Consider the following 16358-nt stretch of genomic DNA (forward strand, 5'->3'; position numbering starts at 1 on the left):
GGGACCCGGGGGGTGGGAAAGGGGTCCCGGTTCTGGGGGTGGGGTCGGTAGCCTCGCGGGCATGAGGATCGGCATTGTGGGGGCCACCGGCCAGGTCGGTGGCGTGATGCGGCAGGTGCTGGCGGAGCGGAAGTTCCCGGCGGAGCAGGTGCGGTTGTTCGCCTCGGCGCGGTCCGCCGGGCGGACGCTGCCGTGGCGCGACGGCGAGGTGACCGTCGAGGACGCCGCCACCGCGGACTATTCCGAGCTGGACATCGTGCTCTTCTCGGCCGGTAAGGGCACCGCCCGGGAGTTGGCGCCCCGGGTCGCCGAGGCCGGCGCTGTGGTGATCGACAACTCGTCGGCGTTCCGGATGGACCCGCAGGTGCCGCTGGTCGTCGCCGAGGTCAACCCGCACGCCGTCCTGGACCGCCCGAAGGGCATCATCGCCAACCCCAACTGCACCACGATGGCCGCGATGCCGGTGCTGCGTCCGCTGCACGCCGAGGCTGGCCTGGTCGGCCTGGTCGTCTCCACCTACCAGGCGGTCTCCGGCGCCGGGCTGGCTGGCGTCGCCGAGCTGGACGAGCAGGTCCGCAAGGTGGCCGAGGACGCCGCCGGGCTGGCCTTCGACGGGGCGGCCGTGGAGTTCCCCGCGCCGCGCTCGTTCGCCCAGCCGATCGCCTTCAACGTCCTCCCGCTGGCCGGTTCGATCGTCGACGACGGCTCGTTCGAGACCGACGAGGAGCAGAAGCTCCGCAACGAGAGCCGCAAGATCCTGGAGATCCCCGACCTGAAGGTCTCCGGCACCTGCGTCCGGGTGCCGGTCTTCACCGGGCACTCGCTCCAGATCAACGCCCGGTTCGCCCGGCCACTCACCCCGCAACGCGCCCACGAACTGCTGGCAGACGCGCCCGGGGTGGCACTGACCGACGTCCCGACGCCGTTGCAGGCCGCCGGCCAGGACCCGACCTACGTGGGCCGGATCCGCGCCGACGAGACCGTGGAGTACGGGCTGGCCCTGTTCTGCTCCAACGACAACCTGCGCAAGGGCGCCGCGCTGAACGCGGTGCAACTCGCCGAGTTGGTCGCCGCCGAGCGCCGCTGACCGGCGCGGTCGCAAACACCGAGCACTCACCGAGCCCTCGCCGTCCGTCGGCGGGGGCTCGGTGTCGTTCCGGGTGGTCGCCCGCGGCGGCCGGCAGGTCGTGCTTGGATGGGTCGGAGACGATCGTCCAACCTGGAGGACACCATGCCGGATGACCGCACCCAGCAGGCGTTGACCGACCTGGTGGCCGGCCGCTCAATGGGCGTGCTCGCCACCATCAAGCGGGACGGGCGTCCGCAGCTGTCCACGGTGCTCTACTCCTTCGACCGGGACGCCGGCCTGATCCGGGTCTCGGTCACCGACGGCCGCGCCAAGACCGCCAACCTGCGCCGCGACCCGCGCGCCAGCTTCCACGTCGGCAGCGAGGACGGCTGGGCGTACGCGGTGGTCGAGGGTCGCGCCGAGCTGTCCCCGCCGGCCACCGAGCTCGGCGACGAGACTGTCGAGGAGTTGGTGGCGCTCTACCGGGGGCTGAGCGGCGAACACCCCGACTGGGACGAATACCGCCAGGCCATGGTCGACGAGGGGCGGCTGGTGCTGCGCGTGCACGTGGAACGGATCTACGGGATGCCGCCCCGGGGCTGATCCGCCCACAGCGGCTCGACCCGCCTCGACCACGGTCACGGCGGGCTACCGCTGCGCCCGCTGGTGCCGGGCCGACGGCACCCGCGCGGATAGGCCGGTGCCGTCGGCGTTACCCCCTCCCGAGCGGCGGGTAGACGGGCCGTGCCGACACCGAGAGGGGAAGCACCATGACAACGGTCGGAGAGTTCATGACGACCCGGTTGGTGACGATGGACGGCAACGACACGCTCATCGCAGCCGCGCAGGAGATGCGTGACAGCGCGATAGGCGATGTGGTGGTGACCGACGGCGACAGTGTGGTCGGCATCGTCACGGACCGGGACATCACGGTCCGAGGTGTCGCGGAGAACATGGACCCGGGCTCCACCCGGTTGAACCAGATCACCACCCGCGACGTGATCACGGTGAGTCAGTACGACGATGCCGTGGCGGCCGCGGACCTGATGCGGACGTACGCCGTTCGCCGACTCCCGGTGATCGACGACGGGCGCCTGGTCGGCCTGATCTCGATGGGTGACCTCGCGGTCGAGCGCGAACCGCAGTCGGTCCTGGCCGACATCAGCGCCGACGACCCGAACAACTGACCCGTCCGCCGCGGCACACGCCGGCTCTCCCCCCGGGGAGGGCCGGCGCTGTGGCGTCCACCCCCACCCTTGTTGATCAAGAAGTTTGCGTCACGACACACCGAAGGTGGTGACGCAAAGCTCTTGATCACCGGCGCAGAGCCGGGGGTGGGGTGGGTGGGGTGGGGGGAGGGGGTCACCCGATCTGGGCGAGGTTGAGCGGGGGAGCGGCGGGGACCCGTGCGGGGACGTGCAACGCCGGCCGTCCGCGCGACGCGAGCGCGGTGGGTGGGATCCCCGGCCCGGCAACTGGGAGGAGTGGACCCGATGGTGGACGCGACCACGAGGTTCTTCGAGGACCTGGACCGGCGGGGGTACGAACCCCTGCTGGCCAAGACCTCCGGGACACTGCGGATAGACCTGCACGAGGGGGCGCACACCCGGCACTGGCTGCTGAGGATCGACCACGGCCGGCTGAACGTCAGTCAGGAGGACCAGGAAGCCGACACGGTGATCGGCGCGAACCCGGTCCTCTTCGACGACATCGCCTCGGGGCGCGAGCACGGCCTTGCCGCCCTGTTGCGGGGGGACATGACGGTGTCGGGCGACGCTCGTCTGGTCGTACAGGTGGAGCGGATCTTCCCGGGTTCCCCGGACGCCCGTGGGCCGCGTCGGCGTTTCGCCGGGGAGGTGCACTGATGGGGCAGAGCAACACGATCCGGATCCTGGACGGCAACACGTTCGTCGTCTGCGAGGACACCGGTGACATCGAGGCGACGCCGAGCGAGCCGACCGGGCTCTTCTCCATCGACACCCGGTTCCTGTCGACCTGGGTGCTGACCGTCAACGGTGAGCGGCTCAACTCGCTGTCCTACGACGACCTCCAGTACTTCGAGTCGCGATTCTTCCTGGTCCCGGGGATGGCCACGCACTACGTGGACGCGAAGCTGTCGATCATCCGGGAGCGCACGGTGGGTGGCAGCTTCCGGGAGCAGTTGACCATCCTCAACCACGACGAGAAGCCGGTCGACCTGGAAGTCCGGATGGACGCGGCGTCGGACTTCGCTGACCTGTTCCAGGTCAAGGACGAGATCCTGAACAAGAAGGGCGAGATCTACACCGAGGTGGAGTCGGACCGGCTGCGGCTGGGGTACCGGCGCGGGAACTTCCGGCGGGAGACGGCGATCTCGTCGACGATGTCGGCCCGGTACGACAGCAAGGGCTTCGCGTACACCGTGCACCTGGAACCCAACGAGCGGTGGGAAGCCGTGATCGACGTGCACACCCAGGCGGTCGGGCCCGGCGGCCGGGACCTGCGTTTCGGACTGCGGCAACACGGCACCGAGCGGCTCGCTCTCCAGCACGACCTGGAGCAGTGGATCGCGGACGCACCCAAGGTCAACAGTGAGCACGGCCGGGTGGCCAGCACCTACCGGCGCAGCCTGATCGACCTGGCGGCGTTGCGCTTCTCGCCGCTGTCGCTGGGCGGCGCCACTCTGCCGGCCGCCGGTCTGCCCTGGTTCATGACCATGTTCGGCCGGGACAGCATCCTCACCTGCCTGCAGACACTGCCGTTCACCCCACAGTTGTCGAAGACGACGCTGCGCATCCTGGCGTCGCTCCAGGGCAGCCGGTTCGACGACTTCCGGGACGAGGACCCGGGGCGCATCCTGCACGAGATGCGCTACGGCGAGACCGCGGCCTTCGAGGAGCAGCCACACTCGCCGTACTACGGCTCGGTGGACGCGACGCCGCTGTTCATCGTCCTGCTCGACGAGTACGAGCGGTGGAGCGGGGATGTCGCGCTGGTCAAGGAGTTGGAACAGGAGTCCCGGGCGGCGTTGAGGTGGATCGACAACTACGCCGACCTGGTCGGCAATGGCTACATCTGGTACGAGCGACGCAACACCGACACCGGCCTGGAGAACCAGTGCTGGAAGGACTCCTGGGACTCGATCTCCTACTCCGACGGCACGCTGCCGCCGTTCCCACGGGCCACCTGCGAGGTGCAGGGGTACGCGTACGACGCGAAGGTCCGCGCGGCCCGGTTGGCGCGCGAGTTCTGGGGTGACCCGGGGTTCGCCGACCAGTTGGAGCGGGAGGCGGCAGAGCTGAAGGAACGGTTCAACCGGGACTGGTGGGTGGCCGACGGCGAGTTCTTCGCCCTGGCCCTGGACCCGGACGGCCGGCAGTGCGACATCCTCAGCTCCAACATCGGCCACCTGCTGTGGAGCGGGATCGTCGAACCCGAGCGGGCGGAGAAGCTCGCCGCGCACCTGGTCGGGCCGCGGCTCTTCTCCGGCTGGGGCGTGCGCACGCTGGCCGAGGGGGAGGCACGCTACAACCCGATCGGCTACCACAACGGCACGATCTGGCCGTTCGACAACTCGTTCATCGCCTGGGGTCTGCGCCGCTACGGCTTCGCCGAGGAGGCCGCGACCATCGCCAACGGCATCCTGGACGCGGCCACGTACTTCGATGGCCGGTTGCCGGAGGCGTTCGGCGGCTACCCACGGGAGCTGACCAAGTTCCCGGTGGAGTATCCGACGGCGTGCAGCCCGCAGGCATGGTCGACGGGTACGCCGCTGTTGCTGCTGCGCACCATGCTCGGCCTGGAGCCGCACGAGGGCCACCTGGCGGTCGAGCCGCGGCTGCCGGTGGGGATGGGTCGCATCGAGGTGCTGGACATCCCGGGTCGCTGGGGCCGGGTGGACGCGTTCGCCCGGGGCCGACTGGACCTGCACAACCTCGCCGACTGACCGATCAGACCGCCGGACCGGCGGTGGCGCGCCGCCCGCGTCGCCGCCGGTTCGTCGCTCAGCCGAACCCCAGCCGGGCAGGGTAGATTCTGCGGATGCCGGAGCTCGTGTACCCGCCCGTTATCGCCGCCGCCAAGACGATGTTCCGTCTCCTCGACCTGAAGATCACCATCGAGGGCGCCCATCACGTACCCCGTACTGGCGGGGCGGTGTTGGCCAGCAACCATGTCAGCTACCTCGACTTCATCTTCGCCGGCCTGGGCGCGAACGCGTCGGGCCGACTGGTCCGCTTCATGGCCAAGGATTCGGTCTTCACGCACAAGATCTCCGGCCCGCTGATGCGCGGGATGCGGCATATTCCGGTGGACCGGCAGGCCGGCGCGGCCTCGTTCCGCGCCGCCGTGGGCGCGCTCAAGCAGGGCGAGGTCGTCGGCGTCTTCCCCGAGGCGACGATCAGCCGGTCGTTCACCGTCAAGGAGCTCAAGAGCGGCACGGTCCGGATGGCCCGTTCGGCGAAGGTGCCGGTGCTGCCGGTCGCGTTGTGGGGCACCCAGCGCCTCTGGACCAAGGGCCGGCCGCGCACCCTGACCCGCCGGCACACCCCGATCACCATCCTGATCGGTGAGCCGATCAACCCGGCGGACTTCCCGGACCCGAACGTACTGGCCGCCGAGCTGACCACCCGGCTCAGCGCCCTCGTCGACCGGGCGCAGCGGGATTATCCGGACACTCCGGCTGGCCCGGATGACACCTGGTGGCAGCCCGCGCACCTGGGCGGCAGCGCGCCCACCCCCGAGGAGGCCGCCGCCCTGGACGCCGCCGCCGAGCAGCGCGCCCCCAGCGCCTGACACCTGGGGCGTGTGTGTCGAAGTCCTCGGTCCGCCGCAGGCGGGCCAGGGGCTTCGACACACGCCCTAGGGCCGGATCGTTCCGCACCCGGGCAGAATGGTGTCTGCCGGCGCGAACGCGGTTCGGTCAGGATCGACGTCATGAGCAGAGCAGCACTCGTCGTGATCGACGTGCAAGAGTCCTTCCGTCAGCGGCCGATCTGGGCGTACGGCTCCAACCCCGACATGATCCGCCAGGTCGACCGGCTGGTGGCTGCCGCCCGGCAGCGCGGTGAACTGGTGGTCTGGGTCCTGCACTCGGAACCCGGCACGGGCGGGTTGTTCGACCCCGCTCTCGGGTACGTGCGGCTGATCGACGGGCTGGTCCCCGCCGAGGGCGAGCCGACGCTGGTCAAGACCGCGCACAACGCGTTCACCACCACGAACCTCCAGCAACTGCTCACCCAGGCAGGCATCACCGACCTCACCGTCTGTGGCATCCGCACCGAGCAGTGCGTGGAGACCACCACCCGGGTCGGCGCGGACCTCGGCTACCGGATGACCTTCGTCACCGACGCCACGCTGACCTTCCCCATCCCTCACCGGGACCTGCCGGAGACCGCGACGGTCGCGGAGATCCTCGCCGACCCGCGCACCCTGACCAACGAGGAGATCGTGACCCGCACCGAGTACGCGCTGGCCGGCCGCTTCGCGACCATCCGCACCGTGGACCAGGTGACCGGCGCGACCCTCGCCGGCAGCCGGGGCTGACGTCGTGATCCGGGTCGTCTTCCTGCTGGTCCCACAGCTGCACCTGCTGGACCTCGCCGGGCCGGCCCAGGTCTTCTCCAGCGCCGCCGACCTCGGGTACGACTATCAGCTGCACTACGTCGCGGAGCGCGAGCAGGTGCCTACAGTGCAGGGCGTACCACTGGTCGCCGACACCCGATGGCCCGAACTGGCCCCGGACGACCTGGTGATCGTGCCCGGTTGGCGGCCGGCGGCGCACGGGCCGCAGGGGCCGGTGTCGCCCGGCGACCTGCGGCGACTCGCCGAGCACCACGCGGCCGGCGGCACGGTGGCCAGCGTCTGTGCCGGGGCGTACGCGCTCGGGCGGGCCGGGCTGCTCGACGGCCGACGCTGCACCACCCACCACGAGGTGCAGGACGACCTGGCCCGCCGGCATCCGGCGGCCCAGGTCGTCCGCGACGTGCTGTACGTGGTGGACGACCGGGTGGTCACCTCGGCGGGCATCGCCAGTGGCATCGACGTGGCGCTGCACTTGGTGGCGACCCGGCACGGCCCGGCGACCGCCGCGAAGATCGCCCGCACGCTGGTCGTCTACGCCCGGCGCAACGGGCACGAGCCGCAGGCCAGCGCGCTGATGCGACACCGCTCCCATCTGTCCGACTCGGTGCACCGGGTGCAGGATCTGATCGACAGCCGGTACGCCGAGCCCCTGCCACTGGCCGAGCTGGCCGCCGCCGGCGGGGTGGCCGAGCGAACCCTGACCCGGCTGTTCCGGGCGAGCACCGGCCTCACCCCGCTCGGCTACCAGCAGTTGCTGCGGGTGGAACGGGCCGAGCACCTGATCGGGCACGGCACCACCGTGGAGGCCGCCGCGCGGGCCGTCGGCTTCACCGATGCCCGGATGCTGCGCCGCCTGCGAGCCCGCCCCACGAGGTCGGCTCCGGTCTTGAGCGGTAGTAGTCGTCCCGGGAGTAGAACTCCACCGGCAACGAGCCGGGCAGCGTGATCCGGGTGTCGCCGGCCAGCAGACCGGAGCCGGCGCGCAGCAGCAGCACGTCGCGCTCCTGAGCCGAGAGGTCGACCAGTTGTGGACGGCTGAGCCGGAACATGGACACCGCCCGACGGACCTGCCGGGCCAGCGCCATGACCTCGGCGGCCGCCCCACTGAGGGCCAACGCCGGCTGCTGGATGGTGCGCAGCGCGTCGCAGACGATCAGCAGCTGCGCCGGGGCGTCCGGCTCGGTCGCCGGCAGCTCCAGCCGGGACGGCCACTGCCAGCGGATCTGACCACTCATCAGACCGTTCAGGCGAGCGGGCGGCCGGGCCCGGTGTGTGCCGTCGGCGACCAGCGACAGCTGCGAGCCACTGCCCACCCAGCAGATCCGCTGATCGGTGACGGTCACCGCGACCGGCTCGGGCAGGTGCCAACGACGTCGCACCTCGCTCGGCCCGAGCAGGTAGCCCGCGACCAGCAGCCGGTGTCGCCCGAGCACCCGCTCACCGGGCCTCGGTCGCAGGTTGTAGCGGCGGTCCAGGGTCGGGCCCACGTCGTCGTCCGGGGCGTCGAACCGGTGGGGACCGATGAAGAAGGGGGACGCGTCGGCGTGCATCGTCACGACCTTCCGGTCAGCTGGCTGTGTACTGAAGCCTGGCGGACCGGAGGGCCCCTGTCATGACGCCTGTTAGGGGGTCGGCCGGTCGTGTGTCGCCTGTGACCGGTAGATGCCGATCTCCTCCGGGCGGACGAGACCGTCCTCGATCGCACGGGCGAGTAGTGCCGCCTTTGTGGCGGCTGGACGCCCCGCCCGGGTGTACTTGATCCGCGCCCGGTCGACGTACTGCTTCACGGTGTGCTCGCTGATCTGCATCCGCCGAGCCACCGACGCCTTGGACATCGACTGGAACCAGAGCAGCAGCGCCTCACGCTCCTTGTCGGACAGCATCGGCCGGTCCGGTCGCGGGTCGCCGACCATCGCGCCGGCCAGCGCCGGCGGCACGTACGGGCGGTCGCTCGCGGCGGCCAGCACCGTTTCCACGCAGTGTTCCCGGCCCTCGTGCTTGGCCAGGAACGCCACCGCCCCGGCGTCCAGCGCGGCGAGCATCGTCTGCGGGTCGGTGTGCTCTGAATAGACCACCACCCGCCGACCGGCGGCGCTCAGCTCGGCCAACTTGTCCAACGCCATCCGCCCGTGCAACCGCAGGTCGAGCAGGACGACGTCGGCGTCCGGCGCGGCCCGCAGCACCGCGTCCGGGTCGTCGCCGGTGGCGAGCACCGTCAGGCGCGGCTCGGTGGCGAGCCAGGCGCGGACCCCCTCGACCACCACCGGGTGGTCGTCGACGATCGCCACCCCGACCGGCCGATCGCCGGTCACCGCCGCCACCGGGTCTGCGCCCATCTGATGTTCCCGTCCCGTTCGTAGAGGTACTGCACCGGCCCGTCGTCGTGCTCGCCGGGTGGGGGGCCGGTCGCCTCCGGTCCCTCCCGGTCCGGCGTGACCAGGCTGACCACCACCTCGTCCGGGCCGGAGACCACGGTCAGTCGGGCCCATCCCCGGGCGTCGGCGAGGGTGCCGGTGAGCGGGTCGGCCAGCCGGCGGCGGACCTCCACCGGCAGCGGCGGCGGGGTGCCGATGGTGACCAGGTCGATCGGGAGGCCGTTGCGTTCGGCCAGGTCGGCGGCGGCTCGCAACTCGTGCAGCAGCGGGTCGGGCACATCGTCGGACTCGGCGATCAGCCGGCGCAGCCGGGCGGCGGCCAGCATGCACCGGCGCTGCACCTCCGGGTCGTCCGGGTCGGCCTGGCCGGCGGCCAGGTCAGCGAGGACCCGACCGGCCGCCGAGCTGACCAGAGTGAGTCGGTTCCGGCGTTCCTGAAGGCCACGCTCGGCGGCATCCCGCTCGGCGGCCATCGCGTGACCGGCGGCCGAGACGGCGGCGCGTTCCCGAGCCAGGCCCACGATGACGGTGCTGCCCACGAAGACCGCCACCGGCAGCGAGAAGGTGCCGTAGACGTACATCACGTAGCGGGCCACGTCGGCCGGGTCGGGGCCGTGCCCCAGCACGGCGACCAGGGCGATCAATGCGTGGGTGCTCAGGAGCGCGATCAGCCCCACGACGCGCCGACCCCAGACCGCCAGCACGAAGAACCAGCCGAGCGTGCCCCACACCCAGTTGGCGGCGGTGAACAACTGCCGCTCACCGGCCGCGGCGAAGACGGCCGCGTCGACGACCAGCAGCAGCCCGGCCAGCGGCCACGGCGGCAGCGGCGAGCCCTGCAGCAGCCGTACCCCGGCCACCGCGCCGGTCACGGCCACCAGTATCCAGGCGCCGAGGACCACCGCTGGCGCGGCGAATTCCGCGTGGGCGGACAGCACCGCAGGCAGCGCGATCGCGACGTGCCAGGCCAACGCGATGGCGACGGCGGCGATCCGGGCACCCCGGTCGGACGCGTGTGCGACGGCGGCCGGCGCGGCGAGCACTGCGTCGGAGACCGGCTCCCGGGGCGCCGGAACGCTGGTCCGGTTCGGTGCCTCCGGAGCGTTGGTGGGCTGCGTCGGGGTGTTCAGGTCAGCCGACACCGGGCCACTCCAGTCGAATCCGGGTGCCCGCGCCGACCGTCGAGTGCACGTCGGCCCGACCACCGACCGTCGCCATCCGGCCGCGGATCGACTCGCGCAACCCGTACCGGTGCGGTGGGACGGTGGCCAGGTCGAAGCCGGGGCCGTCGTCGGCGACCTCGACCACGACGCCGATCGCGTCCCGGGTCAGCCGCAGCGTGGCCTCGGCGCCGGGCGCGTGGCGGACCACGTTGGACAGCGCCGCGTAGGCGCTTTCGCTGATCGCGTCGGCCACCCCGAGGGGGACTGCGCAGGACGTCAGGTCCAGCCGTACCGCAAGCTCGGGCAGCCGGTCGACCACCAACCGCAACCGTCCGTCGAGCGGCACCGGGCCGTCGCCGGCCACCGGGCCGGCGTCGGTGAGCGAGACGAGGGTACGCAGGTCGGCCGCGCACCGGTCCCGGAAGACAGCCGAGGGCCCGGCCACCGCTCCCAGCCCCACCATGGTCAGGGTCCCGAGCACGGTGTCGTGCAGATCGCGATTGTGTTGGCGTTCGGCCTCGCGGGCGGCGCGGGCGACCAACGCCTCCCGGGTCAGCCGCTGGTGTTCGACGAAGGCGCGGTCCGCCCGGCCGATGCGTCGGCGCATGACCGCCGCCATCATCGCCGTACAGGCGGTCTGTGCCAGCAGCGTGGCCGAGTGCGCCCGGGCTTCGGTGGGGTTGCCCGCGGCCTGCGCCCCGGTGACGTAGGTGGCGATCACGAGTAGCCCGGCCGGGATCGACCAGCGCGCCTGGGCGGTGGCCTGTGCGTTGATCACCGTGGTGCTGGCCAGCACGGCGATCCAACTGCCCTCGCCGGGCAGCACCTCGGGCGCCACCAGCACCGGGATGAGGAGGCAGGCCAGCGCGGTGACCGCCACGTCACCGGCGACGAGGGCGGGGCCGATGCCGTGACGCAACGCGCGGTGTGCGTACCAGAGGGACCAACCGGTCAGCACGCCCACCGCGGGCAGCAACACGGCCTGGTCGACCGGCGGGGTCTGCACCGACACGGCTACCGCCGCGCCGAACAGCCCGCAGGTCAGCCGCAGCAACGCTGGCAACGTGGTGAAGATGAGGCCCAGCGCCCCGCCGGCCGGATTGTCCAGCGTGGGCGGCGGCACGGTTGGGGTGGCAAGGGCCGGCATCGGGAAGTGTCCTTCCGACAACGACCCGGTCCGGGTCCACGCGGCGTAGATCGACATCGGACAATAGCATGGCCGACGACAAGTGATGACCCTTTGTGTGCGGGGTGTCGCTAATGCGTCACTCTGTGCTGCGGGGCTGGAGGAGGTCCCAGCGGTTGCCGTAGAGATCGACGAACACCGCTACCGACCCGTACGCCTCGTGCCGTGGTTCCTCGAGGAAGCGCACCCCGGCCGCCACCATCCGGGCGTGGTCCCGGGCGAAATCCTCCGTGTACAGAAACAGCCCGACCCGGCCGCCGGTCTGGTCGCCGACCCGAGCCCGCTGCTCGGCGCTGCTCGGCCGGGCCAGCAACAGGGCCGTCTCCCGGGCCCCGGCCGGGCGGACCACCACCCAGCGGGAGCCGTCCGGTCGGGCGGTGTCCTCCACCAGTTCGAAACCGAGGCCGCCGACGTAGAAGTCGATCGCCTCGTCGTACTCCCTGACCAGCAGCGCGACAAGTCCCAGATGTGCCATTCGGCCATTCTGCCGGCGGCCGCCCCGGGCCCAGCCGGCGCCCGGTCGGAACCGGGCGCGCCCCTCGTCCGTCTCATCCTCGGGTGGAAGGGTGGTGAGGGCCGGATGCGCTCGTCCCGGACGGTACTGGCGGTGGCGTTGCTCGGCATGGCGCTGGGTGGTTGCGGTGGCACCGGGATCGGGCCGGACCGGGCCGAAGAACCCGGTCCGGCCCAGATCGTCGATGGGTGGACCTCCTGCGCCAAGGCGGCACCACGGGCCGGCGAGATGGTCTCGGTGCCGAGCACGCAGACGTCGCCACCGGCCGTGGACGAGCCGACGATCGGTCGCATCGACCCCGCCTTCACCCCGGTCGCGGCCGTGATCTGCGGGCGGGAGATTCGGCCGGGCCCCAACGGCGGCCAGGAGCAGATCGCCACCGAGCGACGCGCCGAGGAGATCGCACCGCTGCTCACCGCGCTGCGCCTGCCCAGCGAGCAGGTCGGCGGGGAGGTCGCCTGCACCCTCGACATGGTCATCCCACCGTGGCTGGCCCTGGTCGACGACCGGGGGCGCTGGCTGCGGCCCTACCTCCCGACGGACTCCTGCGGCAAGCCGCGCACCGAGGTGATCGCCGCGTTGGCCGGGCCGCAGTGGACCACGGTGGCCACCCGTACCATCCGGCAGATCGAATCCGCGGCGGCCGAGGCCGCCGGATGCGCCCAGCAGTGGACGGACATGGTGTGGGTGGAGACCCGGAACGGTAACCCCGGGCCGGTCGGTCCGGTCACCCCGCCGGGCGTTGGCCCGCTACGCCTCTGCGTCTACCAGGTGCCCGCGTCGCTTCAGGCCGGCGACAAACCGGCGGGCGACTTCGTGTACGGCGGGCCGCTGCCAACCGAGCGCCAGGCGGGCGTGCTCCGGGCGCTGTCCAACCGTCGGGCGGTGGTCGACTGCGACACCCCGGCGACCCGCTTCGCGCTGCTGCGACCGCTCGACGGGGGAGGCCCGGACCGGTACGTGGAACTCGACGGCTGCCAACGGTTCCTGGTCGCGCCAACGACCGGTGGGGCGCAACTCGGGCAGGGCGACGACGGGCTGGCCACCCTGCTGGGGCCCGTCTGACCCGGTTCGGCCGTGGCATGGCCGAGGCCGCGGCCGACCACGGCCGGAACACTCCGAGGTCTGACCACCAGCCGGACGGGCCCCGGACGCACGCGCTTCGCCTCGTCGTACAGCTGCTCCTTGATGCGACCCTTGGGTCCACCGTGGGAGCGCCTCCCGCCACCGTGCCCGGGACGACACGTCGTCCCGGGCGGGCCGCCGAGCCGATCCGGCTGCGCCTTCGGAGAGGTTCCACTCGGCGTCGTATAGTTGTCGCCGCAGCCGACGCCTGGGCGTCGGTCAGTCAGCGTCCAGCAGCGGGCGCCCGGGCTCGGTTGGCGAGTCCGTGCGGTGCCCCGTGCTCGCGGTGCGCCATCACCACGCGCGCTGCCGTCGCCTTCCTGCAACTGGTACGCGCCCCGGGCACGAGGACCTTGAAGTCATGGCACAGCAGCCCATTGACCCCAATGCGGCGATCTTCGAACTCGGCCAGATCAAGCTCGGCGAAACCGACCTGTCTGGAGTGTTGACCCAGGTTTCCGAGTTGGCACGGCGAACGATCCCCGGTGCCGAGGAGGTGTCGGTGACGCTGATCAAGCAGGAGGGTGCGCAGACCGCCGCGTTCAGCGGTGAGATGGCGCTGCGGCTCGACGAACTGCAGTACGAGTACGGTCAGGGCCCGTGTCTGGAGGCGGCCAGAGAGTCCGCCGTCGTGTCCGTCCCCGACATGTCCGAAGAGGCCCGCTGGCCGCAGTGGGCAGCCCACGCTGTGCAGGGCGGAGCATTCAGCTCATTGTCGATCGGGTTCCCGATCCAGGAATCCGTGCTCGGCGCGCTGAACATCTACGGGGCCGAGCCAAGCGCCTTCGACGACGACGCGGTCGCCCTCGCGGAGACATTCGCGGGGTACGCCGCCGTCGCCCTCGCCAACGCCCACCTCTACGACGCCACCGTCACCCTGGCCGCACAGATGCAGTTGGCCATGCAGAGCCGGGCCGTCATCGAGCAGGCCAAAGGCATCATCATGGGCGAACGCCGGTGCACTCCTGACGAGGCGTTCGCCGTCCTCGCGAAGGTTTCCCAGGATTCCAACCGCAAACTGCGGGAGGTTGCTGCCGCTCTGGTGGAAAGGGCCACCCGGCCGCCGAGTTCGAAGCGTGATCGTGGCGCCTCGGGCAACCTGCTGTAGGCGTTCGGCAACGGGCTGCTGTGCCCCTGGAAGCGGCGGCCCGCCAGGGTAGCGCCGGCTGAGCCCGGCCAAGGACGGACGCCTCGACTGGCGGCCGACTACCCAGCCGGTTATCGTCGAGGTTGGTCAAGCCACGCGCCAATCCTGTTACGGGTTTCAACAGGAGGCGTGTGTTCCTATGACTGAGCGTTCCTGGTTCTGCCAGAGCCACTTCCACAGTTACCCGACGGCAGTCAGCCACGGGCCGGCCACGCCGGCGACGCTCGCCGGCGGCCAGTGGGACGGCCGAATCGACGTCGATTCCTCCGGGCCGTCGTTCCAGGTGACTCGCTACACCGAGCCCACGAACCTGTCCGCGACCATCTCGGCCGACCGGATGGTTGTCGCCCCGGTGGGGTACGTCGACATGGACACTGCGCCGCGCCTGGCGGCGGCCCTGATGAACGCGATCGACAGCCATCCCGAAGTCTGTTGCGACCTGACCGGCGTCGGGTTCTTCAGCGCCGCGGGTGTGCACGCACTTCTGCTGGCACGGGAGCGGGCGGACCGGGCCGGCTCCCGCTTCTCGATTCGAGGCGCCGGGGGAATCACCCAGCGGGTGCTGCGGATCACCGGGGTGGAGCGCCTGCTCCTGGGCCTCGACCACGACACCGGGCGAACCGCGCGGCTCGGCTGATCCGTAGCTCATGACCCACACCTCCGTCAGTCCCTACGTCACCAGGTGTCGGGGCGGTCGAGATCGCGGGCCGGCCGGTACCCGCCGAGGATCACCAAGCCCTCCGCCTCGGTGTAGCCGTTCCCCCAACCCTCGCGGAACGCCTCGACGACGCAGGGCTTGACGACCATCTCCAGCACGACACTGCCTTGCCGGCGGGCCCGATAGGGGCCGGCGACGAGATCGCCGGGCCGAGCGTCGTCACCGGCCGGGGCAGGTTGCGCCCGAACAGTCAGCCAACGGCCGGATGCGTCACCGACCACCAGAGAGCCCTCGACGAAGGAGCCCCGCGCCGACCGGCCGAGCGTGACCGAACACTCCAGCAGCCGTCCATCGGGCGGCAGCGACTCCAGGCGGAACGGCACGACGCAGCGGTGGGCACCGTCGAACCTGACCCGGCTCGCCGCGCCGGTCGCCTCGTCGCGGGTGGCCGCGTACGTGTCCAACTGGGCCCAGAGCCCGTCGGCGGGTTGCCAGCGGACGAACCACAGCTTCCGATCGCCGGACGGATCGAACCAGGCGACCCCCGAGCGGTCGCCGACCCGCACCTCGGTCCGTCCCTGCGGTCGCCCCTGCGAGGACAACGGCTGCTGGAGCCCATCCAGCAACACCTCGGTGCGGGCCAGCACGAAACGGGCCTGACCGCTCGGGCCCCGGAACTCGACGCTCTCGATGCCGCGCCCGGTGCGCCACGTCGCGAAGTCGGCACCGCTCACCAGGGCGTCGGTCGTGAAGTGCACCCTCGCGGGATCGGCACCGACCTCCTCGGGGCGTACTGTCGCATCGCTGGGTGCCTCCGGCAGCATGAGCGCCGCGGCCGGCATGATCGGGTCATCAGTGCGCCAAACGCCCGGGATCGCCAGCACCACCGAGGTGAGAGCGACACACGCCGCTGCCACGCCTCCCGCGATCAGCCCCCGCCGCCGCAGTCGCAACCGCCGGCCGCGAAGCCGAGCCTGTTGCACGATCGGCGTCGGGTCGATGTCGCCGCCCGCCCGATGCTTGAGCGTGGCGGCGAGCTGCTCGTCAAGGTCACTGAACATCAGAGCTCTCCTGCCCATGCGTGGGTTGCCGCGACCTGTCGTTGACGCAGCGCCGCCAGGGCACGCCTCGCGTGTGTGCGTACCGTCCCGGTCGAACAGGCGAGGATCTCGGCGATCGACGTGTCGTCCAGATCCTCGTAGTAGCGCAGCACGATCACGGTGCGCTGACGCGCCGGCAACTCACCGACCAGCCGCCACAGTGCGTCGCGCTCGGCGACCCCGGCGGCCTCGTCCACGTCGCCAGCCCGATCGAGCACCGCGGCGACGGAGATCTCCCGGCTGCTGCGCCGACGCCACCACGAGTTGTGGGTGTTGACGAGCATGCGCCGGACATAGGCATCGGGACGGTCCGTCCGTGAGATGCGGCCCCACCGGGCGTACGCCCGCGCGAGGACATCCTGAACCAGGTCCTCGGCTCGGTGCTCGTCACCGGTCAGCAGCCGGGCGAGCCGCACCAGCGCCGAAGTGCGAGCGAACGCATACTCCTCGAACGTCACG

The 16358-nt window shown here is 71.5% G+C and carries 18 protein-coding genes; 11 read left to right on the forward strand and 7 right to left on the reverse strand.

The window, feature by feature from the left end; translation table 11 throughout:
* Positions 1-61 precede the first annotated feature (61 nt).
* The 8 genes from AC5L30_RS25240 to AC5L30_RS25275 all read left to right on the forward strand — a co-directional run bounded on the left by AC5L30_RS25240 (position 62) and on the right by AC5L30_RS25275 (position 7577).
* A complete protein-coding gene (locus tag AC5L30_RS25240) occupies positions 62-1087 on the forward strand; it encodes an aspartate-semialdehyde dehydrogenase (RefSeq protein WP_494870104.1) in 1026 nt (341 codons plus the stop codon).
* A gap of 144 nt (positions 1088-1231) precedes the next feature.
* Positions 1232-1672, forward strand: coding sequence for a PPOX class F420-dependent oxidoreductase (locus AC5L30_RS25245; protein WP_494870174.1), 441 nt, complete (start codon positions 1232-1234; stop codon positions 1670-1672).
* Between the two features lie 167 nt (positions 1673-1839).
* The gene (locus AC5L30_RS25250) at positions 1840-2256 is read left to right on the forward strand and encodes a CBS domain-containing protein (RefSeq protein ID WP_433312203.1); all 417 of its coding nucleotides are present in this window, start codon (positions 1840-1842) and stop codon (positions 2254-2256) included.
* A gap of 306 nt (positions 2257-2562) precedes the next feature.
* A complete protein-coding gene (locus AC5L30_RS25255) occupies positions 2563-2934 on the forward strand; it encodes an SCP2 sterol-binding domain-containing protein (protein ID WP_494870105.1) in 372 nt (123 codons plus the stop codon).
* Positions 2934-4994 (forward strand): amylo-alpha-1,6-glucosidase, encoded by a 2061-nt coding sequence (locus tag AC5L30_RS25260; RefSeq protein WP_494870106.1) that lies wholly within the window; start codon positions 2934-2936, stop codon positions 4992-4994. The genes AC5L30_RS25255 and AC5L30_RS25260 overlap by 1 nt, the downstream gene beginning before the upstream one ends.
* 95 nt (positions 4995-5089) lie before the next feature.
* Positions 5090-5842 carry a lysophospholipid acyltransferase family protein gene (locus AC5L30_RS25265; RefSeq protein ID WP_494870107.1) on the forward strand — a complete coding sequence of 251 codons (753 nt, stop codon included), beginning with the start codon at positions 5090-5092 and terminating at the stop codon, positions 5840-5842.
* 141 nt (positions 5843-5983) lie between these two features.
* Complete coding sequence (locus tag AC5L30_RS25270; RefSeq protein ID WP_494870108.1) at positions 5984-6592, forward strand: isochorismatase family protein; 609 nt, start codon at positions 5984-5986, stop codon at positions 6590-6592.
* Between the two features lie 4 nt (positions 6593-6596).
* Positions 6597-7577, forward strand: a complete 981-nt coding sequence (locus AC5L30_RS25275) for a GlxA family transcriptional regulator (RefSeq protein ID WP_494870109.1) — start codon at positions 6597-6599, stop codon at positions 7575-7577.
* On the opposite strand, the gene AC5L30_RS25280 is transcribed toward AC5L30_RS25275, so the two are convergent.
* The 5 genes from AC5L30_RS25280 to AC5L30_RS25300 all read right to left on the reverse strand — a co-directional run bounded on the left by AC5L30_RS25280 (position 7459) and on the right by AC5L30_RS25300 (position 11830).
* Positions 7459-8181 carry a hypothetical protein gene (locus AC5L30_RS25280; RefSeq protein WP_494870110.1) on the reverse strand — a complete coding sequence of 241 codons (723 nt, stop codon included), beginning with the start codon at positions 8179-8181 and terminating at the stop codon, positions 7459-7461. The genes AC5L30_RS25275 and AC5L30_RS25280 overlap by 119 nt on opposite strands.
* A gap of 72 nt (positions 8182-8253) precedes the next feature.
* A complete protein-coding gene (locus tag AC5L30_RS25285; RefSeq protein ID WP_238678153.1) occupies positions 8254-8967 on the reverse strand; it encodes a response regulator transcription factor in 714 nt (237 codons plus the stop codon).
* Complete coding sequence (locus AC5L30_RS25290; protein ID WP_494870111.1) at positions 8940-10148, reverse strand: hypothetical protein; 1209 nt, start codon at positions 10146-10148, stop codon at positions 8940-8942. Before AC5L30_RS25290 ends, AC5L30_RS25285 begins: the two co-directional genes overlap by 28 nt.
* Entirely contained in the window at positions 10138-11316 is a 1179-nt protein-coding gene (locus tag AC5L30_RS25295) for a sensor histidine kinase (RefSeq protein WP_494870175.1), read from the reverse strand. Before AC5L30_RS25295 ends, AC5L30_RS25290 begins: the two co-directional genes overlap by 11 nt.
* Before the next feature lie 118 nt (positions 11317-11434).
* Positions 11435-11830, reverse strand: coding sequence for a VOC family protein (locus tag AC5L30_RS25300; RefSeq protein WP_494870112.1), 396 nt, complete (start codon positions 11828-11830; stop codon positions 11435-11437).
* Positions 11831-11935: 105 nt separating this feature from the next.
* Here AC5L30_RS25300 and AC5L30_RS25305 point away from each other — a divergent pair, with 105 nt between their 5' ends.
* The 3 genes from AC5L30_RS25305 (at position 11936) to AC5L30_RS25315 (ending at position 14778) form a co-directional block, all read left to right on the forward strand.
* Positions 11936-12934 carry a hypothetical protein gene (locus AC5L30_RS25305; protein ID WP_494870113.1) on the forward strand — a complete coding sequence of 333 codons (999 nt, stop codon included), beginning with the start codon at positions 11936-11938 and terminating at the stop codon, positions 12932-12934.
* Positions 12935-13355: 421 nt separating this feature from the next.
* The gene (locus tag AC5L30_RS25310; RefSeq protein WP_494870176.1) at positions 13356-14102 is read left to right on the forward strand and encodes a GAF and ANTAR domain-containing protein; all 747 of its coding nucleotides are present in this window, start codon (positions 13356-13358) and stop codon (positions 14100-14102) included.
* Positions 14103-14280: 178 nt separating this feature from the next.
* Positions 14281-14778: an STAS domain-containing protein gene (locus AC5L30_RS25315; protein WP_494870114.1), complete on the forward strand. Its 498-nt coding sequence runs from the start codon at positions 14281-14283 to the stop codon at positions 14776-14778.
* Between the two features lie 38 nt (positions 14779-14816).
* Here AC5L30_RS25315 and AC5L30_RS25320 read toward each other — a convergent pair whose 3' ends face one another.
* Positions 14817-15860, reverse strand: a complete 1044-nt coding sequence (locus AC5L30_RS25320; protein WP_494870115.1) for a hypothetical protein — start codon at positions 15858-15860, stop codon at positions 14817-14819.
* Positions 15860-16357: a SigE family RNA polymerase sigma factor gene (locus AC5L30_RS25325; RefSeq protein WP_494870116.1), complete on the reverse strand. Its 498-nt coding sequence runs from the start codon at positions 16355-16357 to the stop codon at positions 15860-15862. The genes AC5L30_RS25320 and AC5L30_RS25325 overlap by 1 nt, the downstream gene beginning before the upstream one ends.
* Position 16358: the final 1 nt, after the last annotated feature.

The sequence above is a fragment of the Micromonospora sp. BQ32 genome, assembly GCF_059358895.1.

Excerpts from the sequence above, each read along its gene's own strand:
- AC5L30_RS25310 (WP_494870176.1), top strand. The coding sequence starts at position 13,356 with ATGGCACAGCAGCCCATTGACCCCAATGCGGCGATCTTCGAACTCGGC.
- AC5L30_RS25270 (WP_494870108.1), top strand. The coding sequence starts at position 5,984 with ATGAGCAGAGCAGCACTCGTCGTGATCGACGTGCAAGAGTCCTTCCGT.
- AC5L30_RS25240 (WP_494870104.1), top strand. The coding sequence starts at position 62 with ATGAGGATCGGCATTGTGGGGGCCACCGGCCAGGTCGGTGGCGTGATG.
- AC5L30_RS25315 (WP_494870114.1), top strand. The coding sequence starts at position 14,281 with ATGACTGAGCGTTCCTGGTTCTGCCAGAGCCACTTCCACAGTTACCCG.
- AC5L30_RS25285 (WP_238678153.1), bottom strand. The coding sequence starts at position 8,967 with ATGGGCGCAGACCCGGTGGCGGCGGTGACCGGCGATCGGCCGGTCGGG.
- AC5L30_RS25265 (WP_494870107.1), top strand. The coding sequence starts at position 5,090 with ATGCCGGAGCTCGTGTACCCGCCCGTTATCGCCGCCGCCAAGACGATG.
- AC5L30_RS25295 (WP_494870175.1), bottom strand. The coding sequence starts at position 11,316 with ATGCCGGCCCTTGCCACCCCAACCGTGCCGCCGCCCACGCTGGACAAT.
- AC5L30_RS25245 (WP_494870174.1), top strand. The coding sequence starts at position 1,232 with ATGCCGGATGACCGCACCCAGCAGGCGTTGACCGACCTGGTGGCCGGC.
- AC5L30_RS25305 (WP_494870113.1), top strand. The coding sequence starts at position 11,936 with ATGCGCTCGTCCCGGACGGTACTGGCGGTGGCGTTGCTCGGCATGGCG.
- AC5L30_RS25320 (WP_494870115.1), bottom strand. The coding sequence starts at position 15,860 with ATGTTCAGTGACCTTGACGAGCAGCTCGCCGCCACGCTCAAGCATCGG.
- AC5L30_RS25250 (WP_433312203.1), top strand. The coding sequence starts at position 1,840 with ATGACAACGGTCGGAGAGTTCATGACGACCCGGTTGGTGACGATGGAC.
- AC5L30_RS25280 (WP_494870110.1), bottom strand. The coding sequence starts at position 8,181 with ATGCACGCCGACGCGTCCCCCTTCTTCATCGGTCCCCACCGGTTCGAC.
- AC5L30_RS25260 (WP_494870106.1), top strand. The coding sequence starts at position 2,934 with ATGGGGCAGAGCAACACGATCCGGATCCTGGACGGCAACACGTTCGTC.
- AC5L30_RS25255 (WP_494870105.1), top strand. The coding sequence starts at position 2,563 with ATGGTGGACGCGACCACGAGGTTCTTCGAGGACCTGGACCGGCGGGGG.
- AC5L30_RS25300 (WP_494870112.1), bottom strand. The coding sequence starts at position 11,830 with ATGGCACATCTGGGACTTGTCGCGCTGCTGGTCAGGGAGTACGACGAG.